This window comes from Vibrio sp. RM-41-2B, assembly GCF_024744415.1.
GTDB lineage: Bacteria > Pseudomonadota > Gammaproteobacteria > Enterobacterales > Vibrionaceae > Vibrio > Vibrio diabolicus.
In genome coordinates, this window is sequence record NZ_JAMQWD010000047.1 from 203,229 (window position 1) to 228,921 (window position 25,693).

Here is a 25,693-nt window from a genome sequence, read left to right on the forward strand (position 1 = left end):
CTGGATAGGTGTACAAATTAGTTTACAGTTCAAGTGCAGGTGTTAGATTCCAGGGGCGTAGCCTAGATCGGACAATATCGTTATTATTCGCTGCGTACCGACACTGTTCGGTTCACATACCTCTAAACACTGATTTACGGTTCGAAACTATAGGTAAATGAGTGTCCGAATGCTGGGTGTGGTTCCCCAGCATTTGCATCCTTTCTTTTTGGTGTTATCCAAACTGTCTAAATCTAAGCTAGCTTGCCCATTCTATTAATAGGCTTTATCTAACGCTCCGATGATATAAGTTAATGCTGAAACGCCCATATCCGCGACCTGTTTCTCAGTCACACTCATATTTTCATACGCAATCTGCAACTCTACCTCACCTATCGATTCTTTATGAAGATAAAGCTCTTTGTAGTTCATCAACCTCTGTTGAGACTGTCGAGTCAGAGCGACAACATTTTCTTTAGTGACACGATGCTGCTCATCAAGCTCGCTAAATAATTGATCTAAAATGCGTTGCATTTTGCGAATTGAGGATTTCGTCTCGATTGATTTGTATGATTGATACTTTTCCATTGAGTTTATAACTGACTAAAATATGTACATTTTTATTAGGTAGCTATTCTTATACTGATTGCAAAACAGGTAAATATGAGATGGTTAAACTGGTCCACTTCTTGCTTTATTTAGGTCAAAACTGTCCTTTCAGGAGAGCACATGCAGGTCGACCCTATTATTGAAGCACTGATTGCGAGAAGAAAAGCGAGTGGCCTCTCCCGTGAACAAATGGCAAACATCGCAGGGATGAGCGTGAAAACGTATCAACGGATAGAGCGTGGAGAATCCGACCTGAAACTTTCCCAATATCGCTCCATACTACGCTCTCTGCATTTGACCGATCTCGACATCGCATTGGATATAAGAGGCGTTCAACACGTAAAAGCGGATGATCTAATGGCCGTTGCACGCTTGCTGTCTCCTGAAGCTCAGTCCCTACTTGTTCGCCTGTTATCGCTCGTTATTGAACAGCGGAACACAAAAAGCGGCTCATAACCTTATGACTGATTAAGAGCAATAAAATTCCCGCTCGTCCTATAATATTCTCGAATTATGGCCTTCGTTCCCTTTTTCATTGATTCTTCTTTTCACGCTTTAAATCACAGTCGCGTTGTTTGTTCTACGCCTCCCCAAAACGAATAAAACCCGCAGCTTGGCGGGTTTTAGGGCTGTATAAGAAAATACTTCATTTAATGTGTTTGGGATTTTACTTAGTAAAAATCCTTAAACTCTGAAATCCTCGCCTTACCTCTCAGCAATAAGAAGTTCAAGAATCGGCTCGTCGACGTAGTGAGTATCTTCTCTTCTTCTACACCGTGTTTTTCCAGCAAAGCAATCGCCAAATCTAACTTAGAGATCTCTTCACAGAAGTGCGCATCAGATCCGGTACTGAAGTAAACGCCAATCTCTTTGCCCAGCTCGACAATGCGATCACAACGGGAATCACTACCCTTACGGCTTTTGCCTGTCAAAGATGTATTGTTAACTTCAACCGCAACATTGTGCTCTTTCGCGCAGCGCAGCACCTGTTCCATATCGAATGGGTAATTTGGGTTACCTAAGTGACCAAGAACATCCACTCTGCCGCTTTTAATCGCATTTATTAGAGCGGCAGTATGCTCAGCTTCGGTTGCGGGCTTGAATACGGGTTCATGGAAACTCGCAATCACCCAGTCAAGATGTTGGTCAGAAGACGATGGTAAGTCTATCTCCCCTTTCACATTCAGCGTGTTGGCTTCGACACCACGGAGAATACCTACATCGTGTAAAAAGCGGGGCAAAATTCTTTGATTATTGAAATGCCAGTAGTGAGGGGCTCCTGGCATTTCGGGAGCATGATCGGTGGTACAAAGAAGTTTTAGCCCCTTATTCTTCGCTGCCAATGCGTTCTCTAAAATGGTGCTGTAGGCATGTCCACTGGCAATAGTATGGGTGTGGCTATCAACGACGATATCCATGGTGACCTCCTAAGTTGTGGACGAATTATCGAATTTCGAACGAACCGTTTTGATTCAGAAACAGCGTGAGATCCGCTGGAATCGAGTGATTTAAAACCTTATCTACATTTACGGCATCTGAGTTCAAATAAAACTCCAATGCAGCTTCTGGCTCTGTACCACCACGAATCTTACGATTGACTAAACGCTCTTGTAGAAACTCAGGCTGTGTATCTACAAAGACGGTAAAATCGGCCAAACGATGCAGTTCATTCCACACCGGTTCATTAAGCAGTAACCAATTCCCCTCAACGACAACCACATTCCGATTTACCAAAATGGCGTCGTCGACTGGATCATGCAAATTGCGGTCGTAGTATGGCCATTTTGTATCTTTCATTTTGAGCTGTTTGAGCTTGTCGATAAGCTCCGTCAGATTAAATGTTTGATAGGACCCCTTAATACTGCGCAGAGGCACGAGCTCGCCATCTCGTTCAATCGTATTGTTGTCGAGGATCTCATTTGGATAGTGGAAACCATCAAACGGCAGCACTTGTAAAGGCTCTTGGCTTTCATCATGTTCAGAGAGATGTTCCCAGAACGCAGCAAGGGTTGACTTACCGCTACCCGGAGGGGCACACAAGAACACCACAATGCGTTCCTGCTTCTCATGATAAAGACGGGTAAATTTTTCGATAAGAGGTTGATGGATTCGCTTTACGTCGGCATCAGGAAAGGTAGCTTCGGTTTCAAAACCACTGACGTTTAAATTCACTTTCATGGTGAACCCTTATTGATTGATCTCCCCTTCGATTCTTTCTATCAACATTTCACATGACAGCTTCAACACTGTTTTGATGAGAGATTCGTATCTCATTTGCGAAAAGGACTCAAACGAAGAGAACTTAAGCTGATTGATCGACTCAAGATAAAAGCTGTCTTGCTGAGAAGAGAGTACCGCTTGGTTTTTGATGAAGTCGTAAATCACGTCATCCGCAAATTCGACTTTCTCCGGTTGGCTAATCGCGTACTCCAAGACCTGATCGTACAATCCGATATCGGCGTAAGTTTCCAAAGAGATTTTGCCCATCGCAAACATCAGCTTCGATACCACATCGGTCGTCACCAACGGACCATCTTCTTTCAATAGAGGATCCACAGCATACTCCTTCACTAGATCGTCTTGGACGAACACGCTCGGAAGTAATGCTTTTAACTTGAGGTTAATTATTTTGTTAGAAACCTGAAGAAACGCAGTGGCATTTTCACACTCGTCCAGTTTCTCCAGTAATTCATCTTCACGTGACAACGTATTATGACCTCTCCATTATGTGGCAGCGCAAAGGCTACCACACAAATTCGTTGCAACTAAACCGTTAAGCTCACGTCATAAAACTCAAGTAACGCTTTTTCTGCATGCGCGTTCCACACATAGTTGTTCGCGCACAAAATCGCATCGAGTTCCGCAAAGAACGGGTCTTGATCTGCCAGCGATAAAAAGTCATCAATCGCCGTCAATTGCAGGTCAATATGTGGGTAAATCAACTTCTTACCGCCCGGAATATCCAACTGATTCAGAATCGTATGGGGTGCAGCTTGTAAGCCACCAACATGGGTTATCATGAAAGATGGGTTGATCTTGCCTTGTGAGGAAAGCTCAATAGATTCCACCATGTCACCCTTTGAACCACCGGACGTCCCTACAATATGGGTTGATTCGTAATGCACGTTGTAGAAGTTAAACGGCACTTTGAAATTCTTATCCGTTGGGCCAGCAAAGAAGTTGAGGCAGCCATCATTGCCAAGTAGCTCATCGGCTTGTTCTAGCACTTGAGCAACAGCCGCGTAGACCATTACATCGTCATAACCATTGCCACCGTTGAGTGCTTTGAGATACGCGACCGGATCGTCGATTTTAGCGGTATTCACGTAGTGCAGTTCTACGCCCTGCTCTTTGGCTTTTGCAATGGGAATGAGGCTTTCAGCTCGGTCTAAACGCGCGGCGTCGATGTCCGTCACCACGATCAGTTTTGGCTTTACAGGGCCGTTGATCGCATAGTCAATCGCACCAATGCCCATTGGGCCAGCACACGCCAAAAGCGCTAACGCACCACCTTCTTTAATGCCCATATCGTGCTCGTACACGTATTGCGTGGTGTGGTAGCTCGCATGGTACGCACCGATAATGCAAGACATTGGCTCAGCCAGCGACGCATCAGCAAAGTAATCGCCGTGGTAAGGCAGCACGCAGCCTAGGTCGATAGCGATTTTAGGAATAATGGAATACGTCGCGTTACCGCCAAATGTCTCATAGCTGTAGCCCGCCGAGTAGCCTGTTGGCAAGCCCATGGCAGGTTGCAAAACAAAGTAGTCACCAGCTTTGAATTGATCTTTTAGATTCTCACCGACTTCAACAATCACACCTGCGTATTCATGACCTGTCATTACTGGCACTTCGTCAATGTTTTCAGGAACGCGTTTGTGTTTGCTACCTAACAATGCTGCTTTGTAAGTGGATAGACAAATGCTGTTTGAAATGTTTTTAACCAGAAGTTCGTCGGCTGAAATGTTTGGTAAATCAAAGGTTCTTAATTGAACGTTTTTCTCACCACAGATAACCGCTGCCGTTGTTTGTACCATGATTTCTCTCCTAATTGGGGCGATACCTGCCGCCCCAAACTGCATTGTTAGGCTGGTTGCTCAGTCGCGACCGCTTGTTGCTTAATCTTGTCCATCAGCTCGTCAAGCGCTGGATCGTTGAGGAAGTTCTTGATCGTTACGACTGGTAAACCTGTCGCGTTGACTGCGCGGCTTTCTAAGCTCTCATGTGTCACGACGATATCGGCTTCACTCGGGACTTTCTCGATGGCGAAGTTCTTCACTTCAATCTCTATCCCAGCTTGTACTAGCTTGCGTTTGAAGGTCGATGCGCCCATTGCACTAGAGCCCATACCCGCATCACATGCGAATGCGACAAATGAAATTGGTTTGCTTAGTTCTTGCGTCGTCGCAGCTGCAACTGGCTTAACTGCGCCTTCCGCTTTCATCTCTTTCATGTCAGAAACTGATTTCTCAAACTCGCTTTCTTTTTCTTCTGATTTGCTCACTTTCAGAATCGCACTTGCTACCAAGAAAGAGACAATCGTTGCACTTGTCACACCTGCGATGGTCGCAATGAAGCTACCTTTCGGAGTAAGAGCAAGGTAAGAGAAGATAGAGCCTGGACTTGGCCCCGCGACCAAACCAGCATCGAATAGGTTGAAGGTTGCGATACCTGTCGCCGCACCAGCAATCATTGCCACAATCATGATTGGTTTCATGAGTACATATGGGAAGTACAACTCATGAATACCACCAAAGAAGTGAATGATGATGGCACTTGGCGCAGAACGTTTAGACAAACCCTGGCCAAACTTCGCGTAGGCCAGCAGCATACCAAGACCAGGGCCTGGGTTAGACGCCACCATAAAGAAGATGGACTTGCCCGTTTCTGCGGCCGCTTGCAGGCCTAGTGGGTAGTATATGCCTTGGTCAATGGCATTGTTGAGGAACAGCACTTTTGCTGGTTCGTTAATGATCGCTAATAAAGGCAGGAAACCCGTTGCAACCAACGCTTCGATGCCTGATTTCACAAACAAGTTTGCTGCGGTGACCGAAGGGCCAACAATCTCGTAGGCGAACAAACACAACAACATACCGACGATACCCAGCGAGAAGTTGTTGACCACCATCTCAAAACCAGAAGGGATGCGGTGTTGAATACGTTTATCCACTTGCACCACAACCCAAGCGCTCAGTGGGCCCATGATCATTGCGCCAACAAACATTGGTATATCTGCCCCGACAATCACGCCCATCGTACCGATAGCCCCCGCTACCGCGCCGCGTTTTTCACCAACAATCTGACCACCGGTGTAACCAATCAAAAGTGGCAGCAAGTAAGTGATCATTGGCCCCACGAGTTCGCCAAAGGCTTCGTTTGGCATCCAGCCCGTAGGAATAAAGAGTGCAGTAATAAAGCCCCAAGCGATAAAGGCTCCGATATTTGGCAGCACCATGGCGGTCAAATGACCTCCGAAGGCTTGCACATTGGCTCGCATGTTTGCTTTCACGTTATGTTCCTTTTAGTATGCTTTTATTATGTCTAGCACTTGTTCTTTGGAAGAAGCTTGTGCCAGTTTTGCAATGTTCTCTTCATCCACAAACATCTCGCTCAACGCTTGAATCACCTCAATGTGGGTATCAGAGTCTTTCGCAGCTAAGGTAATAAGAATATTGGCAGGACCAAGATCCGATCCAAAATCAACAGGTGATGGGAAAATATGAATGCCTAAGCCTGTTTTTAAAACACCAGTTTCAGGTCGGGCATGAGGCATTGCCAATCCAGGGCATAACACATAGTAAGGACCGTTTTCTTCCGTTGAACGGATGATCGCATCAGCATAATGCTGGGAGACGTAACCTTTATTTTCTAGGTATTGAGTGGTCTTTTTAACCGCATCTTGCCATTGGTAAGCGCGATCATTAATTACATCTACTAGTTCGTGGTCGATTAACTCGTACAACATATTTAACCCTATCAACAGTTCGTCATCTGATGGGTTAATTATCAATAACAGAGTCCCAACCGCGCAACCAAGCTACTTTTGCGCTTCGAGTCACACTTTAAAGCCTGTCAATTTGTTTAAATGGACAGAGCTCAAAAATCCCACACGTAAAAAATCTACAAATTTTATTTGAGCAACAAGTCAATAGACGAATTTTGAATACAATCACCTTCTCGAAAATATTCTTAAAGTTACATTATTTAAATCAGATCACATTAGACCTATTGACTCGATATAATTCGTGATTAATTTCAAAGTTCATTTCGGGCCATTTCTTGATCACTCGCGCTCAAACGTAGATAAGCATCACACTTGTTGGCTAGAAAAAATAAAAACGTCACTGGCTTTCACCAAATTGCAGACACAAAAAAAACCGCCATTCAGGCGGTTTTGATCAGTCCGCAGACCAAACGGATCTTATGTCTGGCCATCCCCAGTTTGTGAGTGCGACATCTTCCAAGACCCCTTGAAAACGTAGCGTCTGAGTATGGTGAAACATCGGTGCAATCCAATATTCGCTAATCAATGTGGACGCAATCGGCTCTAACGCGCTCAGGTAATCTTCAAGCGGTGAGAATGCGCGGACATTTTCCATTTGAGCATCCAACCACGCCGCATTTTGCGCCCCTAAGGTGTGGTAAAGCACGGCATTGCTAAAGAAGTTGCTAAACGCAGACGCATGACGGTTATCGTCCAAGTTAATATTGGTGACAACCAGAGTCTCATCAAGCGTACCGTTTTTGGCTTTCTCGCTCAGTTCACGGTAGGAGTACATAACGATCTCGACTCGGCTGCCCGCATGTTTTAGACGCGAAGAAATCGCTCGTGCACACCGGCGTAGTGCCGTGTAATTGTACCCTGCGATGGTGATCAGCTTTGGCAACTTGACCGCATCTCCAAACGGGCGCAACACCGGTTTCCAGTTAGGCAATAAGTTATAAGCAGGTATGCTCCCAAATATAATGTTTTCATTACGCATCACGTCAGCTAGCAGTTCAGGTTGAATCAATTCACTGATGTATCGGCGCTGGGCCTGAGACAAAGCGTGCTTTGCATGATGGTTAAACAGTGCGAACAAACAACCGTCTTCCGTTCGACTGCGTTTACTCGCTGGTGATACTTCACTGTTTGGCGTCGACATATAGTGGCTGCACATGTCATCAGCAGAATCAGGTTCTGGTTGCAATGTGTTTGCGGCAAGCGATGGATTTTCCATCTGTTCATCGTTGACGATCCATATCGTCACAAAATCCGTTAATACTCGACACGCGTAATAGCCATCAAACGCCTGCAGTTTCAAACGGTTTTCACTGTGCTCAACGACGGAAAATGGACCACTCCCCACCACCAACTTGTTGTTAGCAACGTTCACCTGACTCACGGGCTGAATGCCATATTTCACGCCAGAAATAAGTCCAGCAAAACCCAAGTCAGGTCGGTTAAGCTTAAAAACAACCTTCAATGGATTAAGTGCCGTAATGTTGGCAACATGCGCCAGCTCTTTTTCGTAGTATTCCAAAGAGCTTAATTTGGCGAACAAACTGACAACCGTTTCAGCATCAATTGGGTTGCCATTATGAAAAGTCAGACCCGGACGAAGATAAAATGTCCATTCGTACAAGCTGTCATCATAACGCCAATGATGAGCCAGCTCTGGCTGCACCTGCCCGTTGTAATCGCTTGAAACCAAACAACAATAAATTTGGCGAAGCAAAAAACGTTCACTACTTCGCTGCAGTTGATGCGGAACCACACGCTCGAACATGCGTTTGTAGGTCAGCTGAATATTGAGCCGCCCCTCTTTTACCGATGCGCCCGACGTTGTTTTGAGGAGTCGCCCAAATGCAGCTTCATCTTCATCCAGAATCGACAGCGCTTTCTCGTACTTACCAAGCTTGATCCGCTCTAGTGCAAGGCTTTCTTTTAGCGCGCTGAGTTCAACATTTAACAACAATGTTGAACGTTGGTTCCGTCCCGGTTTTGGTCGCCAACTTAACCACGCTATCTCTTGCATCTGCGCCAGCAAACTGCGCGCATGACGAGGCGAAGTAAACAACAAATCGGCGATTTCTTGCAGCGTGGTTTTTGCTTCATTACCAACACCAAAAGAGAGCAAGCGTTGGTAATAACGAAATAAGTTGAGATCAGACACCGTACGTACCTTAACTCTAGGAGGCCATTGAATAGGCGTATTTTACTGAACTTGGCGGCAATAAAATAAGAAAACTTCCAAACACTTTGTTCCCCTTTTACTAACATTTCGTGTCTATATTGTAGGAAAACCCCACCAATTCGGTTTTATCAGGAATAAAGCGAAGAAATCTACTCTCTTTTTCGCCTCCCCTTTTTTCACCATACTGATTTAGCGAGCAGGAAATATAGAGAATTGCTCATGACCTAACCCCCAAGCAGAACTTAGCTCCTGATACCACACCCCCAATTCGTCGTATCTTTAAGTTCTGCTTTTTTACTGCCAACAGTTGCGCCTTAGAAAAAGCACACGTACACTTAATCGTAATTCGACGATTAACTATAAAGGTCTGCTCATGAGCAACAAATGCAGCGAAACATGCGAATTTGCTTTTGAAGCCACACAAAAACAACTGGATAAAGAGCAAGCACTCGCCGCTCAAGCAAAAGCGCTGTCTCATCCTGCTCGCTTACGCATTCTGCATATTCTTCACACTTTAGACACCATGGGCGGCTGCTTAAATAGCGATTTAGTCTCTGAGTTAGGTTTAGCGCAATCGACCGTATCAGAACACTTACGTATTCTAAAACAGGCAGGGTTTATCAGTGCAGAACCTAACCCGCCAAAGGTTTGTTACCGCATTCAACGTGAAAAACTGAACGCGTTTAACGCTCAATTTTCCGGTTTATTTAGCTAAGACACGTTGCGCGCTTTCCATGCGCGCAAAGATAAACTATAACCTTATATATCGCCTTTCGACGATAAACGAATAGAGACCACTATGACGACTGAAGTTTTAAATAGTGCCAGCGAAAAAATGAGCTTTCTTGACCGCTACTTAACGGTTTGGATCTTTGTCGCAATGGCCATCGGCGTGGGGATAGGCGCAGCCTACCCGCAAGTAGCAGAATGGAACGAAACAATGTCCGTTGGTAGTACGAACGTACCACTCGCCATTGGTTTGATTTTGATGATGTACCCACCACTCGCCAAGGTAAACTACGGTCTATTGGGAACGGTAACGAGAGATAAAAAAGCCATCACGCTGTCTCTGGTTATGAACTGGATCATCGGCCCAATCCTTATGTTCGTTCTTGCTTTAACCTTTCTTGGTGATCATCCAGGTTACATGGTCGGTATTATTTTGATTGGCCTTGCACGCTGCATCGCTATGGTTTTAGTGTGGAATGATATTGGCGGCGGCAAAAAAGAATATGGCGCGGCCTTGGTGGCATTAAATAGCGCATTTCAAATTCTGACTTACAGCGTTATGGCTTGGCTATTCATCACCGTACTTCCACCGTTCTTTGGCTATGAAGGTTTTGTGGTTGATATTTCCATGGGAGACATTGCGGAAAGCGTATTGATTTACTTAGGTATTCCGTTCCTCGCTGGTTTTCTCAGTCGTAAATGGTTAGTCGCTGCAAAGGGTGAGAAGTGGTACAACGATGTGTTTATTCCTCGAATTTCACCCATTACTTTGATCGCTTTGCTCGCCACCATCGTGCTGATGTTCAGCCTCAAAGGAGAGATGATTTTACAACTGCCAATGGATGTGTTCCGCGTGGCAGTCCCACTAGCGATCTACTTCGTATTGATGTTTTTTACCAGCTTCTTTATCGGGAAGAGAATGGGCATCCCCTACGATAAAAATGCCTCCATCGCTTTTACGGCGACGGGCAACAACTTCGAGCTGGCGATCGCGGTTTCCATTGCTGTATTTGGCCTGAACTCCGATCAAGCATTCGCTGGGGTGATTGGTCCGCTAATCGAGGTTCCTGTTCTGATTGCTTTGGTTAACGTCGCACTGAGGATGAAAACCAAATACCAGAGCTAAAATTGGAAACATAAAGATCGAGCCAAACAGCAATATTAAGTACTAACTGACGACAGTTTTTATGTACTCGCTGGGCGTTAAACCAAACTTGCCTTTAAATCGTTGGCTAAAACGGCCTTCCGATTGATAGCCACACAACTGCGCAAGTAACGCAACGTTGTATGAACCATTTTGCATCAGGTAGAGTGCGTGATTTAAGCGCACTTCTGCCAGCACTTCGCGATACTGAGTGCCCTCTTGCTTGAGTTTGCGTATCAACGTTGCTCGGCTCATAGCAAAGCGCTCAGCAACAAATTCCAAAGGGTGGTCATCGCCCGGAGAGCGTGACAGATAGCGGCTGAGTTTCTGACTGAACGAGGTATTGGAACTCGAGAAAAGCCGATGCAATAGTCCTCGCTCTGCTAACTGCTGATACAACCCCATCATCCAATAACGTTGCGTCGCTTCACTTAAACTTTCCCGTTCAAAAGAAAACAAGGCATTTAATGTCGCTTGCAGTGCTTTGTCTGTCTCCACCGCTGGGACGTAATTTCCCAATGCATTACTCATACTCAGCTCTAACATTTCATCGCTAGGTACGCAGTGAAAACTGAACATTCGTGAAAGAAAACGCCCTTGTTGAGGAAGGTTTTCAAAATTCAGCGAAGCGTTTGCTTCACAAAGCATGATGTTAGGATGAAGAATATCAAACGCTTCGTCTTTCCAAAACAGACGCTTACTCCCTTTAATGATCTGGATAATACTCGGGGAGTGAATCCTGACGTTACGCAGCTTTTGCTGCTGCTCCGCACGAAACAGCGTCACTTGATATTGATGCCCCATCTTCTCCCCTTAAGTATTTAATTATCGCGTGTAAGTCGCGGTTAACTTCGCGTTGTCCAATGCAACACTATTCAACGTAAATCCTACAACCGCCGCTGGCATGTTCTCATCCAAGTTCAACTTATCACTCGGCAGCGCCCAAACCGTAAACTGGTAGCGGTGCATACCATCTTTTTCTGGCGGACATGCGCCGCCAAAACCAGTAGTACCGTAATCGATACGAGACTCCTTACCGCCCAGCTTACTGATATCAACGCCACGAGGCAGCTCGTTAACTGAGGCTGGAATATCAAACGCTATCCAATGCCAAAAACCACTGCCTGTTGGTGCATCAGGATCGTACGCGGTAATCGCAAAACTTTTTGTACCCTTTGGAACGTCTTTCCACATCAGTTGTGGAGACTGGTTCGCACCATCACATCCCCAACCTGAATATTCAAATGTCTTCGCCATTGGATGACCTTCTTGAATATCTTTGCTCGTTAGTTCAAAAGCATGGGCAGAGCCGATAACCAAAACGCTAAGGGCCAAAACAGACTTGTGAATCGCTTTCATGTGTTTCTTCCTTTCAATGAGTTCAATTCAAGTCTATTCATCAACCCAAGCCAGGGCACACCAATAAGTATCATAAAACATAAAATCATCGTCTATTTTGAAACTTTAAGATTCTAACATAAATTTCTTATTTTCTGAGTTGCATCTGGTTTATGCTAACTAACCACTTATAGAACAAGGAAGACAAAATGGAACTGGATATCTTCGTCGTTGACGCATTTACAGACACGCAATTTAAAGGCAACTCAGCCGCAGTTGTACCCTTGCAAGAGTGGTTAGAACCAGATCTAATGCAAAACATTGCAGCGGAAAACAACCTCTCTGAAACCGCGTTTGTTAAAGCGATTGGTACGAATCAATATGAAGTACGCTGGTTTTCGCCACTCACAGAAATCGACTTTTGTGGACACGCAACGCTCGCCGCTTCCATGGTGTTGTTCGATCAACTCAGCGTTACAGGAAGTATTGAGTTTCACACATTAAAAGTAGGCACCTTAACCGTAATTAAGAACGCACTTGGCAAGATTGAAATGACATTTCCGACAAGAGCGCCACACCCCGTCAACGCCATTCCTACGCAATTGATTGAGGGATTCAACTGCGAAGTAACACACGTACTGCTTAACCCACAAGCTTACTTCGTCATCGTGGAAGATGAGCAAACCGTTTTTGATGTTCAATATCGCTCCGACCAACTGAAACAACTCGCCCCTTACGATGTCGTCGTCACATCAAAAGGCAGTCAATACGACTTTGTATCTCGCTACTTTTGGCCAGCGAACGGCGGAGATGAAGACCCTGTCACAGGATCAATCCACGCAGGCTTAGCACCATATTGGGCGCAAGAGCTCGGCAAAGCATCTTTAGTGGCGTATCAAGCATCAGCGCGTGGTGGCGTTCTGTACTGCGAAGTCAAAGAGGATTGCGTCAAAGTATCTGGTGATGGTGTGTTGTATATGAAAGGCAAAATTTACGTCTAAGTGTGCGTTGAAGATTGGCGTTAACTGTTTTTATCCTTGAGAGCCTAGCCGCCCGCTAGGCTTTTCTATTTCCTGTTGTTTCAGCGTTAATCGTTACAAAGGTTGTTCGACAATACACACTGGAGAGCCTATCTCACAGTCATAACCCGTTGCAGTAATTTCCCCTGTTTGAGGATTTCGACGAAAGCTCACCACATTGTTGGAATGTTGATTGGCAACCAACAACCACTTTTGATCACGAGACAACACAAAATCTCGTGGAAAAGCCCCTTCACAGTGAATGGCTGCTCGTCTTTTGGGCGTATCGCCAGACACATCAAACACACTGACTTTGTTCTGAGCTCGACAAGAGACATACAAGAACTTTTCATCTTGCGAAAGACGAATCGCCGCCGCCGCTTGCTGATTCTCTTCCCCTTCTAATAATTCTGTTTGATTCGAGATTAGCCATTTATCTTGGTGCTTAACTAGAACAATCAAGGTTTCTGACAGTTCGCAAACCACATAAGCTATCGACTCTTGTTGGTTAAACACCACATGGCGCGGTCCCGAACCTGCGGGTAAATGAATCACTTGCGACAGTGAAAAATCCGACTGTTGAGCCTCGTAATCATAAATAAGGACGCTATCACTGCCTAAGTCTACGACAACCAATTGATCACTGCGCTTTAAAAACGTGACTTGATGAGCGTGAGGAGAAGTTTGGCGCTCTAAATTCGGCCCGCAACCATCAACGTATAAATCCGTCAACAAACCAAGCGGTTTACCATCGCGATCCAATTGAAATACGCTAACATTTCCAGAGCCATAATTAGCCACCGCCAAAAACGGTTCTTTGATATCCAAATGACACGGATAATCGCCATTAATCGGCAAAGAGACGGATTCACTACCGCGAAAAAACGCGAGCTCTGCACCTTCATTTCTATCCATTTCGCTAAACGTATACAGCCCGTGTTCGGTGGTCGTGAGATAGGACGGATTACGTTGAACTACAACATCGTCAAGCCGAGTCAGTTCACCCGTTTCAGTGTTCAGCGCTACACGCGCGATGCCCGTGCTCGTACTCGGTGGGTTGGTGTAAGTGCCAATATAAAAATGCACGTGACCAGTTGTTATCATGGATGGCCTTATATGAGTAATTCGTATTATTCAACACCTTGCCTATTGTCATGGCAGACCGCAATCCATTTTACGAATCAGCCACTTAAAATGTGAAGCAATTGCTCATTTAAAACCGCAACGACATCGCCGTTTGCAGTTAAAGTGGTTTAGCGTTTTAAACAGTATGTCAGCCTTGAGTATGAAAGCCTCGACTTACGGTTACTTTCAAGTGTTATATTAAAGACGAAGAATGTATTTTATGTTCAAGATCTAAGTTTCATTAGCAAACGCTATAATAAGAAACAAAAACCGGGATAAAATAGATAATAATCATGTAACAGTTAATTTTCCTATAAACACTAAATTGAAACACATTATTAATTTCCATTTATTTATAAAATTATAATTAATTTTATAAATAACAAGGATTTATTTTAATTATGAACATTTAGATTACGACTTAATTTTATTCACGATAAATTTATTTGAGACATCAATCACACTATATTTCAAATCTCAGTAATAGACTCCGAGCCTTTCAAACCCCCATTATCAGTGAGTCTATGAAACTTTCTAATTTAAGTATCAAGTATAAAATCAGTGCGCTGATTTTGATCATTTCGTTATCTGTTATCGCTCTCTCCGTTTTCTTTACATCTGAAATCAAGATGATAGAAGGAAAGCTTACCGTATTTTCTGAAACCACCGTACCTAGCGTATTGCTCGTAAAAAATACCGAAATTGAACTCGGAATTTTAAGAAAGGATGAATTCTCTTTATTAACCAATGTGAATCACCCTCAATTCATGGAATGGGTGGCCGGATTAGAAAAATCTGAACAGAAAATTGATAAATATCTAGACCAATATGAGAAAGGACTGTGGGATCAACGCGACCGAGACGCTTTCAATAAAGTAAAAAGTGCCTGGGTTAAATACAGTGCGTTTAACAATGAATACGCGAAATTGCTATTGAATAATAAAATCGACGAAGCAAATGAAACATTGTTAAACGGATTTTCTACATTCACACAATTATCCGATGCGATTCGTGATTTAGTGGAACTAAACCAAACCTACGTACAAGAAGATATTGCTAGCGCTCATGAAGCAGTGCGCAGCGCAATCACCTACAGCATTATTGCTATCGTCGCGCTATTGGCACTGAGTTTTACGCTAGGCCTATTCCTAACCAAACAGATCTGCACACCACTAAATTATGTGGTAAACATGGCGTCGAAAATCGCGTCGGGCGACCTAACTTACCAGCTTCCACGTAACAAAATTGGTCATGATGAGCTTGGCACCTTGGCAGATGCCTGCGTTGATATGCAAGCGAAGTTGCTTACTTTGGTCGACAGTATCTCGTCAACCACAGCTCAAGTAGGCACCGCCATTGAAGAAGTGAGCGCGATTTCCGAACAGACTTCAACCGGCATGGATGAACAACAAGTTCAGCTAAACCTTATCGCAACAGCAATGAACGAGATGCAAGCGACAGTAAATGAAGTCGCCAGCAACACCGAAGCAGCGTCAGAAACGGCAAACAGTGCTTCTCACGATGCGAAAGAAGGCCGCGGTGTCGTTCAAGAATGTATTAACCAAATCCACGAAGCGTCATTGGCGATTCAATCTGTTGGCAACATGGTGACAGAACTGGAACAAGACGCATCTAACATTAGCGTTGTGGTTGACGTTATCCAAGACATCGCGGAACAAACCAACTTGCTTGCGCTTAACGCTGCCATTGAAGCTGCGCGCGCTGGTGAACAAGGCCGTGGTTTTGCCGTCGTAGCGGATGAAGTGAGAACGCTAGCAAGCCGCACTCAAGCTTCAACCGAAGAGATCATCACAATCATCTCTAAACTGCAAAATTGTTCGAAGAGTGCCGTTTCAGCAACGAACAACAGCAGCGATTTGATTCAAGAGTGCGTTGAGCAAGCACAAAAAGCCGGTGCAACCATCGACCAAATCGAAAAAGGCGCAGATAACATTGCTGAAATGAGCATTCAAATTGCGAGTGCTTGCAGCGAGCAAAGCTCGGTAACAGAAGAGCTGCATCGTAACGTGGAACACATCAACCAGTTCTCTAGCGAAGTGGCGACAGGTTCACGCCAAACCGCAATTGCATGTCGCGATTTAAGTGAGCTGGCGGTAGGTCTACAAGAGATCGTCGGCCAATTCAAAACTGCATAGTCACTCACGTCATTCTTATCTATTCAAGCCCAGCGATGATCGCTGGGCTTTTTTAATGTCATTTGCCGATAAAAACCGGAGCTTGGTCAAGGTTCTTTAAATTGAGACCTTCATAGCCCTCTTCCAACGCTAAGCCTCTCTATTTAAAAAGAATCGCTTGTAGATAAAATGCTAAGCTCTAAAAAGAAATCGTTATGGATGGCGGTTAGCGACGGGTTGGCGGGCTCAATCAACACGCTCCCGTTCGCAAGTTATCTATTCATGCATTACTTCTTCAAAGGAAGCACCGCACTATGAAGCGAATCATTTTTGGCACATTGATTATTGCCCTTTTAAGCGCCTGTTCAAAAGATAACACGCACCAAGCGCTTGGCACCTTAGAGCGTGACCGCGTAACGTTTACCGCCACATCTAATGAGATAATTAGAGCCCTTCCTGTCAAAGAAGGCAGCTTGGTCAATGAGGGGGAAGTGTTGGTTCAGCTCGATACTAAGAATCAACAAGCAGTTCTTGCACACGCCGTTGCAGAGCAAGCCAAAGCGGGAGCGTATTTGCTTAAATTGACCAATGGTGAACGCCCAGAAGACATTGCTGCTGCATCGGCTCGCGTAGCCCGAGCGGAAGCGCAGCTCACCGAAGCGCAGAAAAACTATCAACGCAAAGCAGAACTGGTGCGTAAAAAACTCATCAGCCAATCCGAAAAAGATTCCGCTCTTGCGGCAAGGGACTCGGCGAGAGCCGAATTAGACTCAGCAAAAGAAGAGTTCAGTAAGCTCACCGCAGGTTCTCGCCTCGAAGACATCGAACAAGCTAAAGCCGCTTTAATGGCGGCAAAAGCCGAAGTGGCGTTGCAAGAGCAAAAACTGGCAGAACTCACCATCACGGCCACGCGTGACGGTACGCTCGATAATTTGCCTTACAATCTTGGCGAACGCGTACCAGTGAACGGTGTGGTTGCCGTGATTCAAGCCAACCGCGTGCCGTATGCGCGAGTGTATGTTCCTGCCGATTATCGAATCGGGTTTATTCCTGGGAAAACCGTGACGGTAAATGTCGATGGCCTTGAGAGTCCATTACAAGGCACCGTTCGTTGGGTGGCTAGTGAGCCGTCATTCACGCCCTACTTCGCACTAACCGAAGAAGAACGTTCACGATTGATGTATCTAGCAGAAGTTGATTTACCTGAGTCTGCAAAAACGTTGCCGTCCGGTGTGCCTGCCCAAGTAGATTTGGTGGAGTAAGCCAATGACCGAGTATGCAATTCAAGCTCAAAATGTGGTCAAAAAGTTCGGCGACTTTACTGCTATCAATAACATCACTCTCAACGTGCCCAAAGGCAGCATTTACGGATTTTTGGGGCCAAATGGTTGCGGTAAGTCGACCACCATTCGTGTGCTCACCGGCCTTCTCAGCCCAAGCGAAGGCAGTGTGGATGTGCTTGGGTTAGACATCCCAAAACAATCCGAACAACTGCGGCTCAAAATTGGCTACATGACACAAAAGTTCTCGTTGTACGACGACCTATCCGTTCAAGAGAACCTTGAATTTATTGGGCAAATTTTTGGTTTAAGCAGCAAGTCGCTGAAAGAGCGGATAGAAGAGCAGCTCACCACTTACGGGTTGGATCAATTGCGCAAACAGCGCGTAAGCGGCATGAGTGGCGGTCAAAAGCAGCGCCTTTCACTCGCCGCGGCGACCATGCACAAACCCGAACTACTATTTTTGGATGAGCCAACATCCGCTGTTGACCCCGAAAATCGACGCGATTTTTGGGAGCAGTTGTTCGACTTGTGCGATCAAGGTACGACGATTTTGGTCACCACGCATTACATGGACGAAGCGGAACGCTGCCACCGTCTGGCGATCATGGAATCAGGCGAAATTCGTGCCGATGGCGAGCCCGAACAGTTAATGGAACAGATGGGCGTTAATATCATTGAGGTGAAAGCCGACAAACTTCGTGAACTCAAAGAAAAGCTGATTCAACGTGACGAAGTTCGCTCTGCGGCGCAGTTGGGGATTCGTTTACGCATCCTTATCCACCAGCATGTCGAGCAGCCGATTGAATGGTTAAAGCAGATGTTTCCCGAACTTCAAAACGCTGAAATGAACCACGCTCGCCCAAGCTTAGAAGATGTTTTTGTCAGCGTGACAGGGAAAGGCCGCCAATGATGAAACCTATCGCTCGCATGAAAGCCGTCATGATCAAAGAGATTCGCCAACTTTCCCGTGACCGAATCACATTTGGCATGGTGGTGATGATCCCGCTTATCCAGCTTTTGTTGTTCGGCTTTGCAATCAATACGGACATTCGCAACATTCCGGTAGGTGTTGTCGACCAAAGTGGCAGCACCGCCGGGCGGATCATTACCCAGTCCGTCAAAGTCACTCAAGTGGTGGATATCAAAGAAACCTATGCCACCGCGCAAGAGGCTGAACAAGCGATTCAAGATGGTATTGTGCGCGCCGTGCTGATTTTGCCAAGCGATCTCACACAACGCATGATGCAAGGTCGAGAGCTTGGGCAATGGATTGTGGATGGATCAGATACCATGATCAGCTCGGCAATATTGTCGTTGCAAACCATGCCATTGACCGATTTTGATTTCGAGATTCACCCAGCGCCAAGCAAAACATTCGAAGTCGCACTCTACTACAACCCAAGTCGGCGTTCTGCGGTCAACATCGTACCCGGCTTACTCGGTGTGATTCTCACAATGACGATGATTTTGTTCACCAGTGCCGCGATTGTACGAGAACGTGAACGGGGAAATTTGGAGCTATTGATCACCACGCCCATCCACTCGATAGAGCTAATGGTGGCGAAAATCGTGCCGTATATCTTTGTCGGCTTAATTCAGGTTTTCATCATTCTAGGGTTGGGACATTGGATTTTCGGCGTACCGATTAACGGTGCAATCAGCCAAATTCTGTTTGGAACCTTGTTGTTTATCGCCGCTAGCCTAACCTTAGGATTGGTCATATCCACTATCGCCACAACACAGCTTCAAGCGATGCAAATGACGGTGTTCATTCTTCTGCCTTCGATTCTGCTATCTGGGTTTATGTTCCCTTACGAGGGCATGCCTGTCGCAGCACAGTGGATTTCAGAAGCCCTGCCCGCCACTCACTTTATGCGCATGATTCGAGGCATAGTGTTGCGAGGCGCAGATCTAATGGACTTATGGCGAGATACCCTTTGGTTGCTCGGGTTTACCGTATTTGGATTGGTCGTCGCGTCACTGAGGTTTAAGAAATCACTCGATTAAACTTGCCAATTTTTTCTCTTCTGCAGAAACAAAAATAGCCTCGACAATGAGGCTATTTTTGTTTGGATATTCAAATGTAGTTTTACCGGGCTTAACTAAGCAACTCACGTTAATAATATTCGCCGTACGAGCAGTCTCGTAAGTCTGAAATACTGTAGTTTTTCAAAGAGTTGATTTTAAAGTTAAACACCACCTGTTTACAGACGACACCTTCACGATCAGTATAGGTAATAAAGCCTTCACTGTAAGCACGTTTGCCATCAGAAGACGTAACATCGGCCACGAGCTCTAAATGCCCTTTGTGCGCCTCTACGCGATTCATCATCTCAAACACATCCATCCACTCTTCGCGATTTGCCATTTGTATCAACATGGATTTGGCCTGTGTTTCCAACTGCTGCGGATACACGTAATAACGGTTGTAACCAAAGTATGAGCACATCAGTAATAGAACGAGTGCAAATGAGGTTGTTCTTGTCATGCAAGCTGCCTCTTGTTGTTATAAAAACTCTGCTTCGTTAATTCAGTATAGGAAGCGAGCAAAGTTTAGGTTATAGAACTTGCTCAAATAACAGAGGATCGTCAGAGACAGTCAATTCTATGACAAGCTCAGTACCGGTTTTACTTATGAAACACGATAAATTCTAAGGGCTTGAACTATGGGATATACACACCGATCTGGGTTGTCACCATGCGGTGATCTGAGCCTTGAGGAAAAGCAGAGGATTCACGAGCGCAGATGATTCGCTGTCCTTGCTCAGATTTTAGCCACAAATGATCAATACCTATCATCATCGGCTCTGGCACGTTGATGCCTTTGATGTTAGTTGGCCAGCTCGTCACTGGCGCGGTTTGGAAACTCGGGAACAGCGCAGAAAAACGAGGGCTAACCGAGGAGAGATTGAAATCCCCCACAACCAACACCTCTGGCTCGGGATAAAGCGCGGTCAGCATTTCTATGGTTCGCACCAGCGTATTTCTTTGATGCCAAAGCTCGCTGGTTCTTGGTGACGGTGGATGAGCCGCAAACAAAGTGATCGGTGCTTGACCTTTAGGCAACCAAACCGCTCTGATGACTTCTTGTCCATTTGGCGCACGATAAACCGAAACTTCCGTGATGGGGTATCGGCTAAGAATCATCAAATTTGAAGGGTATCCCACGTCACGTTGGCCACCATAATAATGCGGATAGACATCATCCAACATGTGCAAAAGGCTGCCAACACGCGGCGTCAGTTCTTGCATTACAACCAGATCAGCAGGATGCCTCAACAGATAGTTGATGAACTGATTGATGTCTGAGTTTTCGTAAAAAAGATTGAATTGAATGACGCTCAAAGACTGCGAGCAAGATGCCACATGGCTGCGCTGCGGCGGAACAAGTAACGAGACAAACAAAATAGCGACAAAGGCAGAAAATGCACTTTGCAACCATCTGCGAGCGATAAAAAACGCCGAGGCTAAAATAACGTAAGTGAACACAATGAGGGCGGGAATCGAGGTAAGATTCTCCGCCCACCAAATATGTTCAATTTGCCTGACCGCCAGCCAAATAAGAGCGGGTAGAAGCAATATGATCCACTTAAAAACGCTCGACACACGCACTGCTCGTTTCGCTATTACATATCATAAGCTTAAATGCAATTTCTCAACTCGCCAGTGCGTGAAGCGTTGATGTTAGACGTGGTGTACCGCCTCCTCGACAGGCTCTGGTTGAGCGGCCGTTTCACTGATTTCAATCTTAACCGCTGCGACTTTGAATTCAGGAATTTTCGCATGCGGGTCCGTTGCCGTAGTCGTCAAGCGGTTGACTGGCGACTCAACGAAATGGAAAGGAATAAACACGACGCCTTTTTGCATTCGCTTGGTCACAAACGCATCAATTTCGATGCTGCCACGACGAGTCGACACTTTTAGGCGCTGACCATTATGGATACCAATTGCTTCAGCATCTTCAACACTGATCATCGCTCTTGGCCCAGCAAGGTTATCCAACCCTTTCGTTTTGCGCGTCATCGTACCGGTGTGGAACTGTTCTAGCACACGCCCTGTTGTAAGCACCAAAGGATACTCTTCATCAGGCAACTCAGCTGCATAGCGGAACGGCACGCCCACCATTTGCCCTTTCCCTCGGGTAAATTGGGTTTGGTGCATAATACGAGTACCGTTTGGATTGTTCTTGTTACTTGGCCATTGAACACCGTTCGGCGTGATCGCGTCCCAACGCAACCCTGCATATTGCGGCGTTACACGCGCGATTTCGCTAGTGATTTCAGAAACACACTGGTAATGCCAATCGCTGCCCATCGCGTTTGCGATCGCTTGAATGATCCACCAATCTTCTTTCGCCTCACCCGGCGCTTTCACTGCCGCATTAACGCGCTGCACGCGTCGCTCAGTATTGGTGAAGTGACCGGATTTTTCCGCAAATGAACAAGAAGGCAATACCACATCGGCGTACTGCGCCGTCTCGGTGAGGAAGATGTCTTGCACGACCAAGAAGTCGAGTGCTTCTAACCCTTCAATCACGTGTGCTTGGTTTGGATCGCTCAGTACTGGGTTTTCGCCCATGATGTACATCCCGCGAACTTCTCGTTTGCACGCCGCATCGATGATTTCCGTTAGGGTAAGCCCTTGCTCAGAAGGTAAGTTCGGCGCATCCCACTCAATCGCGAATTTCTGACGAACAATCGGGTTATACACTTTTTGATATCCCGGATAACAGTTCGGCAAAGCGCCCATATCACACGCACCTTGTACGTTTGATTGACCGCGCAGTGGGTTAATACCACCACCCTCAATACCGATGTTGCCACACAACAATTGCAGGTTTGCAATCGAACGAACGTTGTCGTGCCCTGTTGTATGCTGGGTAATACCCATTGAGTAATACACCGCAGTGCGTTTTGCCGTACCAATCATTCGCGCCATCGCGAAAATATCGTCCGCTTTTACGCCCGTCACTAACTCAACGTTGTCGAGATTGTACGCTGGCGACATCACCTCTTGAAGCAAGGTATCAAAGCCGTCGACGCGCTCTTCGATGTATTCTTGATCGTACCAACCATTTTTGATGATTTGCTGCATCACGCCATTGAGCAACATAACATCCGTACCCGGTCGATGCGCTAAGTACAGCTCTGCATGTTCAGCCATGTCCACTCGTTTCGGGTCTGCCACAATCAAGCGCGCCCCGTGATGACGAATCGCCTGTTTGATGTGCGAAGCGATGATCGGGTGCGCAGATGTGGTGTCAGAACCGATAATAAAGATCACATCGGAATGCTTAATGCTCGGAATGTCGTTGGTCATCGCACCACTCCCCAACGATGCTTCAAGCCCTGTCACACTTGATGCGTGACACAAACGTGCGCAGTGATCAACGTTGTTCGTACCAAGTTCACGACGGATGAATTTTTGAAACGCGTAGTTATCTTCGTTAGTGGTTTTCGCTGAAGAGAATCCGGCCAATGCGTTGCTACCAAAATCTTGCTTGATGGTCGAAAGCTTCGAAGCCACTAGCTGAATCGCTTCATCCCAACTCGCTGGCTGAAACCAACCATCTCTACGAATCAGTGGTGTCGTTAAACGCTCTTCGCTGCTAATGAAATCAAAACCAAAACGACCTTTTACGCACAGCATACCTTGGTTAACCGGCGAATCCGCCCCTTTTACATAGCGGATTTTGTTTTGTTGCTCATCGACAAACATGGTCAACTTACAACCCACACCGCAGTAGGTACAAATGGTATCGACGGCTTTTAGATGTTCGGTTCTGCCTTGAGAGCGGTCACGGCTGTCCACCATCGCGCCCGTTGGACATGCCTGAACACACGCCCCACATTGCACGCATTTTGAATCGCCCATGAGCGTCAAACCGTTGCAACTTGCGCCTTTTTCATCGGAGCGGAATCGTGGACGATCATCTGGTCGTAAAGCTGGTCGGCCATTTTTATCGGACACAAAACTCAACACACCATGTACCGCTTGCTCACGGCATGCTTGAATACACTGACCACAACTAATGCAGCGGTTAGCATCAAATTCAATGAACTCAGAACTGCGGTCTACTTCGTATTTGTGACGAAGATCTTTCGCTCGCAAATCGAGCCAATCTTGATGACCAATCACGCTAGCAGAGGAAACGTCCACGGAAACATCGAAATGTTGCTCGGCATGATATTCCGTTGAGTAATCTCGCAAGGCACAGTCGGTATTCGCTTGGCAACCACACTCTAAGCAGCGCGCCGCTTCTTTCATGGCTTCTTCGTTATCAAAGCCCAGCTCCACTTCATCAAAACTCTGCTCACGCTGCGCTGGAGTCAACTCCGGCATGATTGAACGAGCAACTTTTTGGATATTTTCGAAATGAAGTGGGTCAACCTGCGCCAGTTTTTTCTCTTTACGAGAGTTGAACGCAGGTTTCGGCATATCCGCCATATCGCCATTGAGGAACAGATCAATCGCTTTTGCCGCAACTCGCCCATCTCCCACTGCTTCAACCGCTGTCGCAGGACCACGACGAAAATCACCGATACTGAAGATATTGCCCGTACCCGTGTGCATGGTTTGCGAGTCGGACTCAGATGTGTTCCAACGCGTTAGTGGAATAGACAAATCATCGTTTTCTAAGAAGCTGAGATCCGGCTTTTGCGATACCGCTGCAATCACGGTATCAAATGCTTCAGTAAAGAACTCACCCGTTGGTTTCGGACTACGACGACCAGACGCATCTGGCTCACCTAACGCCATTCGTTCTAATCGAATTGCCTTCACGCGGCCGTTTTCATCCGCGATGTTTTCCGCCGGATTCGTTAAGAAATGGAACTTCACGCCCTCATGTTCAGCTTCGACGATTTCGTAGTCTTCGGCTGGCATTTCGTCGCGAGTTCGACGATAGATCAAAGTGGTATCGGCACCCGCACGACGCGCCGTACGCGCACAGTCGATCGCAGTGTTACCACCACCAATCACGGCAACTTTTTTGCCCGTAACGTAGTTTTGTTCTGTAACGTAATCTTTCAGGTAATCAACACCGAGGTAGCAACCGTCCAACTCGCTACCAGGGTAATTCATTTCTACCGCTTGAGACGCCCCCACTGCCAAACAGACAGCATCGTAGTCTTCACTCAATTGAGACAGGATGAAATCAACACCAAGCTTTTTGTTGGTTTCAACTTGCATGCCGTTGCGGCACATCAGTTCGATTTCTTTGTCTAGAATGTCTTTAGGTAGGCGATATTCAGGAATGCCGTAGCGTAGCCAACCGCCTGCTTTGGACATGGACTCAAATACGGTGACGTCATAACCTTCATTCGACAAGTAATAACCTGCCGTTAAGCCCCCGGGGCCACTACCAACAACGGCGATCTTGCGATGCTTCGCTGGTTTTTTCTCTGGGACATACGCTTCATGCGCCGCTAAATCTGCGTCTGCGGCATGACGTTTGAGTTGGCGAATGGCAATCGGCTCATCCACCAAAGAACGGCGACACTCACTTTCGCAGAATGCCGGACACACGCGCCCAATCGACAACGGCATTGGCAGTGTGCGTTTAATAACTTCAATCGCTTTTTGATGATCGTTTTGCGAGATATGGTAGAGATAAGATTGGATGTCTACCCCAGCAGGACACGCTGTTTTGCATGGAGCTTCACAGTCGGCGTAGTGGTCCGTCATGATTCGGTTGAGCGCTTTTCTGCGGTGCTCACTAAGTTGTTCTGATTGTGTGACGACATTGAGACCGCGGTACACTTTGAGATCACAGGCGCGCTTAGTTCCGCCACTTTCCACTTCGACCACACACAAATCACACGGAATTTTCTCGTTACTTTTGTTCATTCCGCACAGTGAAGGGATTTCGACCCCGCACACTTTGGCTGCTTCCAGAAGGGTTAGCCCCTCTTCTACAATTCTATATTTTCCATCGATGACAATTTCTATCATACAACCCCCGAAGCAGGCACACTAAACCTTACATTCTATAAGGATAAACCCTACCATGGAAAGTTCGTGTGACAAAAAACTCACTAGCGAGATATTTCTTAGCGATTAATATGTCCAATTGACTTTAAGATGTAGAACTCATTATCTCGAAGGGGGTCGGTATAATCCTTGACTTTACCCCTAGGGTAACCTTTATTATTTA

General features: G+C 46.1%; 22 protein-coding genes. 8 read left to right on the plus strand and 14 right to left on the minus strand.

The genetic code is table 11. The features are described from left to right. Positions 1-255 precede the first annotated feature (255 nt). On the minus strand, positions 256-567 hold the full coding sequence (locus NB463_RS19760; RefSeq protein WP_048625269.1) for a hypothetical protein: 312 nt from the start codon (positions 565-567) through the stop codon (positions 256-258). 141 nt (positions 568-708) lie between these two features. Here NB463_RS19760 and NB463_RS19765 point away from each other — a divergent pair, with 141 nt between their 5' ends. After that, positions 709-1,044, plus strand: coding sequence for a helix-turn-helix transcriptional regulator (locus tag NB463_RS19765; RefSeq protein ID WP_258432107.1), 336 nt, complete (start codon positions 709-711; stop codon positions 1,042-1,044). A 215-nt stretch (positions 1,045-1,259) separates the two neighbouring features. Here NB463_RS19765 and NB463_RS19770 read toward each other — a convergent pair whose 3' ends face one another. From NB463_RS19770 to NB463_RS19800, 7 genes are all read right to left on the minus strand, one after another. Next, on the minus strand, positions 1,260-2,006 hold the full coding sequence (locus tag NB463_RS19770) for a phosphatase (RefSeq protein ID WP_065645765.1): 747 nt from the start codon (positions 2,004-2,006) through the stop codon (positions 1,260-1,262). Between the two features lie 25 nt (positions 2,007-2,031). Beyond that, entirely contained in the window at positions 2,032-2,766 is a 735-nt protein-coding gene (locus tag NB463_RS19775) for a nucleoside/nucleotide kinase family protein (RefSeq protein WP_182035784.1), read from the minus strand. Between the two features lie 9 nt (positions 2,767-2,775). Continuing rightward, positions 2,776-3,294: an MltR family transcriptional regulator gene (locus tag NB463_RS19780; RefSeq protein ID WP_048625273.1), complete on the minus strand. Its 519-nt coding sequence runs from the start codon at positions 3,292-3,294 to the stop codon at positions 2,776-2,778. A 59-nt stretch (positions 3,295-3,353) separates the two neighbouring features. Then, positions 3,354-4,625 carry a zinc-binding dehydrogenase gene (locus tag NB463_RS19785; protein WP_164665786.1) on the minus strand — a complete coding sequence of 424 codons (1,272 nt, stop codon included), beginning with the start codon at positions 4,623-4,625 and terminating at the stop codon, positions 3,354-3,356. Positions 4,626-4,672: 47 nt separating this feature from the next. Then, on the minus strand, positions 4,673-6,097 hold the full coding sequence (locus NB463_RS19790; protein WP_081442488.1) for a PTS mannitol transporter subunit IICB: 1,425 nt from the start codon (positions 6,095-6,097) through the stop codon (positions 4,673-4,675). 12 nt (positions 6,098-6,109) lie between these two features. Further along, positions 6,110-6,553, minus strand: coding sequence for a PTS sugar transporter subunit IIA (locus NB463_RS19795; protein WP_005391226.1), 444 nt, complete (start codon positions 6,551-6,553; stop codon positions 6,110-6,112). A 433-nt stretch (positions 6,554-6,986) separates the two neighbouring features. Then, complete coding sequence (locus NB463_RS19800; RefSeq protein WP_258432109.1) at positions 6,987-8,744, minus strand: SgrR family transcriptional regulator; 1,758 nt, start codon at positions 8,742-8,744, stop codon at positions 6,987-6,989. A 394-nt stretch (positions 8,745-9,138) separates the two neighbouring features. Between NB463_RS19800 and NB463_RS19805 the strand changes: the two genes are divergently transcribed. Together NB463_RS19805 and arsB are read left to right on the plus strand one after the other, a co-directional pair. Then, positions 9,139-9,480: an ArsR/SmtB family transcription factor gene (locus NB463_RS19805; protein ID WP_145472108.1), complete on the plus strand. Its 342-nt coding sequence runs from the start codon at positions 9,139-9,141 to the stop codon at positions 9,478-9,480. A gap of 84 nt (positions 9,481-9,564) precedes the next feature. Further along, positions 9,565-10,620: an ACR3 family arsenite efflux transporter gene (gene arsB / locus NB463_RS19810; protein ID WP_258432110.1), complete on the plus strand. Its 1,056-nt coding sequence runs from the start codon at positions 9,565-9,567 to the stop codon at positions 10,618-10,620. A 42-nt stretch (positions 10,621-10,662) separates the two neighbouring features. Here arsB and NB463_RS19815 read toward each other — a convergent pair whose 3' ends face one another. Both NB463_RS19815 and NB463_RS19820 read right to left on the minus strand, forming a co-directional pair. Continuing rightward, the gene (locus tag NB463_RS19815) at positions 10,663-11,442 is read right to left on the minus strand and encodes a helix-turn-helix transcriptional regulator (RefSeq protein WP_046873725.1); all 780 of its coding nucleotides are present in this window, start codon (positions 11,440-11,442) and stop codon (positions 10,663-10,665) included. A gap of 21 nt (positions 11,443-11,463) precedes the next feature. After that, on the minus strand, positions 11,464-11,997 hold the full coding sequence (locus tag NB463_RS19820; RefSeq protein ID WP_258432111.1) for a YbhB/YbcL family Raf kinase inhibitor-like protein: 534 nt from the start codon (positions 11,995-11,997) through the stop codon (positions 11,464-11,466). Between the two features lie 188 nt (positions 11,998-12,185). Between NB463_RS19820 and NB463_RS19825 the strand changes: the two genes are divergently transcribed. Beyond that, positions 12,186-12,977 (plus strand): PhzF family phenazine biosynthesis protein, encoded by a 792-nt coding sequence (locus tag NB463_RS19825; RefSeq protein WP_258432112.1) that lies wholly within the window; start codon positions 12,186-12,188, stop codon positions 12,975-12,977. Between the two features lie 93 nt (positions 12,978-13,070). Here NB463_RS19825 and NB463_RS19830 read toward each other — a convergent pair whose 3' ends face one another. Continuing rightward, on the minus strand, positions 13,071-14,099 hold the full coding sequence (locus NB463_RS19830) for a lactonase family protein (RefSeq protein ID WP_258432113.1): 1,029 nt from the start codon (positions 14,097-14,099) through the stop codon (positions 13,071-13,073). Positions 14,100-14,644: 545 nt separating this feature from the next. On the opposite strand from NB463_RS19830, the gene NB463_RS19835 reads away from it, so the two are divergent. From NB463_RS19835 to NB463_RS19850, 4 genes are all read left to right on the plus strand, one after another. Next, on the plus strand, positions 14,645-16,276 hold the full coding sequence (locus NB463_RS19835) for a methyl-accepting chemotaxis protein (protein ID WP_015312995.1): 1,632 nt from the start codon (positions 14,645-14,647) through the stop codon (positions 16,274-16,276). Between the two features lie 293 nt (positions 16,277-16,569). Continuing rightward, positions 16,570-17,517 (plus strand): HlyD family secretion protein, encoded by a 948-nt coding sequence (locus NB463_RS19840; RefSeq protein WP_029809518.1) that lies wholly within the window; start codon positions 16,570-16,572, stop codon positions 17,515-17,517. Between the two features lie 4 nt (positions 17,518-17,521). Then, positions 17,522-18,448, plus strand: coding sequence for an ABC transporter ATP-binding protein (locus NB463_RS19845; RefSeq protein WP_258431937.1), 927 nt, complete (start codon positions 17,522-17,524; stop codon positions 18,446-18,448). Next, positions 18,448-19,545, plus strand: a complete 1,098-nt coding sequence (locus tag NB463_RS19850; RefSeq protein ID WP_180772699.1) for an ABC transporter permease — start codon at positions 18,448-18,450, stop codon at positions 19,543-19,545. The genes NB463_RS19845 and NB463_RS19850 overlap by 1 nt, the downstream gene beginning before the upstream one ends. 109 nt (positions 19,546-19,654) lie before the next feature. On the opposite strand, the gene NB463_RS19855 is transcribed toward NB463_RS19850, so the two are convergent. The 3 genes from NB463_RS19855 to fdhF all read right to left on the minus strand — a co-directional run bounded on the left by NB463_RS19855 (position 19,655) and on the right by fdhF (position 25,491). Further along, the gene (locus tag NB463_RS19855; protein ID WP_258431938.1) at positions 19,655-20,026 is read right to left on the minus strand and encodes a hypothetical protein; all 372 of its coding nucleotides are present in this window, start codon (positions 20,024-20,026) and stop codon (positions 19,655-19,657) included. A gap of 176 nt (positions 20,027-20,202) precedes the next feature. Then, entirely contained in the window at positions 20,203-21,150 is a 948-nt protein-coding gene (locus NB463_RS19860; protein WP_405054835.1) for an endonuclease/exonuclease/phosphatase family protein, read from the minus strand. A gap of 72 nt (positions 21,151-21,222) precedes the next feature. Beyond that, positions 21,223-25,491, minus strand: a complete 4,269-nt coding sequence (gene fdhF, locus NB463_RS19865) for a formate dehydrogenase subunit alpha (protein WP_258431940.1) — start codon at positions 25,489-25,491, stop codon at positions 21,223-21,225. Positions 25,492-25,693: the final 202 nt, after the last annotated feature.

Coding starts and splice junctions, on each gene's coding strand:
- NB463_RS19760 (WP_048625269.1), bottom strand. CDS start 567: ATGGAAAAGTATCAATCATACAAATCAATCGAGACGAAATCCTCAATT.
- NB463_RS19765 (WP_258432107.1), top strand. CDS start 709: ATGCAGGTCGACCCTATTATTGAAGCACTGATTGCGAGAAGAAAAGCG.
- NB463_RS19770 (WP_065645765.1), bottom strand. CDS start 2,006: ATGGATATCGTCGTTGATAGCCACACCCATACTATTGCCAGTGGACAT.
- NB463_RS19775 (WP_182035784.1), bottom strand. CDS start 2,766: ATGAAAGTGAATTTAAACGTCAGTGGTTTTGAAACCGAAGCTACCTTT.
- NB463_RS19785 (WP_164665786.1), bottom strand. CDS start 4,625: ATGGTACAAACAACGGCAGCGGTTATCTGTGGTGAGAAAAACGTTCAA.
- NB463_RS19795 (WP_005391226.1), bottom strand. CDS start 6,553: ATGTTGTACGAGTTAATCGACCACGAACTAGTAGATGTAATTAATGAT.
- NB463_RS19805 (WP_145472108.1), top strand. CDS start 9,139: ATGAGCAACAAATGCAGCGAAACATGCGAATTTGCTTTTGAAGCCACA.
- arsB (WP_258432110.1), top strand. CDS start 9,565: ATGACGACTGAAGTTTTAAATAGTGCCAGCGAAAAAATGAGCTTTCTT.
- NB463_RS19815 (WP_046873725.1), bottom strand. CDS start 11,442: ATGGGGCATCAATATCAAGTGACGCTGTTTCGTGCGGAGCAGCAGCAA.
- NB463_RS19820 (WP_258432111.1), bottom strand. CDS start 11,997: ATGAAAGCGATTCACAAGTCTGTTTTGGCCCTTAGCGTTTTGGTTATC.
- NB463_RS19825 (WP_258432112.1), top strand. CDS start 12,186: ATGGAACTGGATATCTTCGTCGTTGACGCATTTACAGACACGCAATTT.
- NB463_RS19830 (WP_258432113.1), bottom strand. CDS start 14,099: ATGATAACAACTGGTCACGTGCATTTTTATATTGGCACTTACACCAAC.
- NB463_RS19835 (WP_015312995.1), top strand. CDS start 14,645: ATGAAACTTTCTAATTTAAGTATCAAGTATAAAATCAGTGCGCTGATT.
- NB463_RS19840 (WP_029809518.1), top strand. CDS start 16,570: ATGAAGCGAATCATTTTTGGCACATTGATTATTGCCCTTTTAAGCGCC.
- NB463_RS19845 (WP_258431937.1), top strand. CDS start 17,522: ATGACCGAGTATGCAATTCAAGCTCAAAATGTGGTCAAAAAGTTCGGC.
- NB463_RS19850 (WP_180772699.1), top strand. CDS start 18,448: ATGAAACCTATCGCTCGCATGAAAGCCGTCATGATCAAAGAGATTCGC.
- NB463_RS19855 (WP_258431938.1), bottom strand. CDS start 20,026: ATGACAAGAACAACCTCATTTGCACTCGTTCTATTACTGATGTGCTCA.
- fdhF (WP_258431940.1), bottom strand. CDS start 25,491: ATGATAGAAATTGTCATCGATGGAAAATATAGAATTGTAGAAGAGGGG.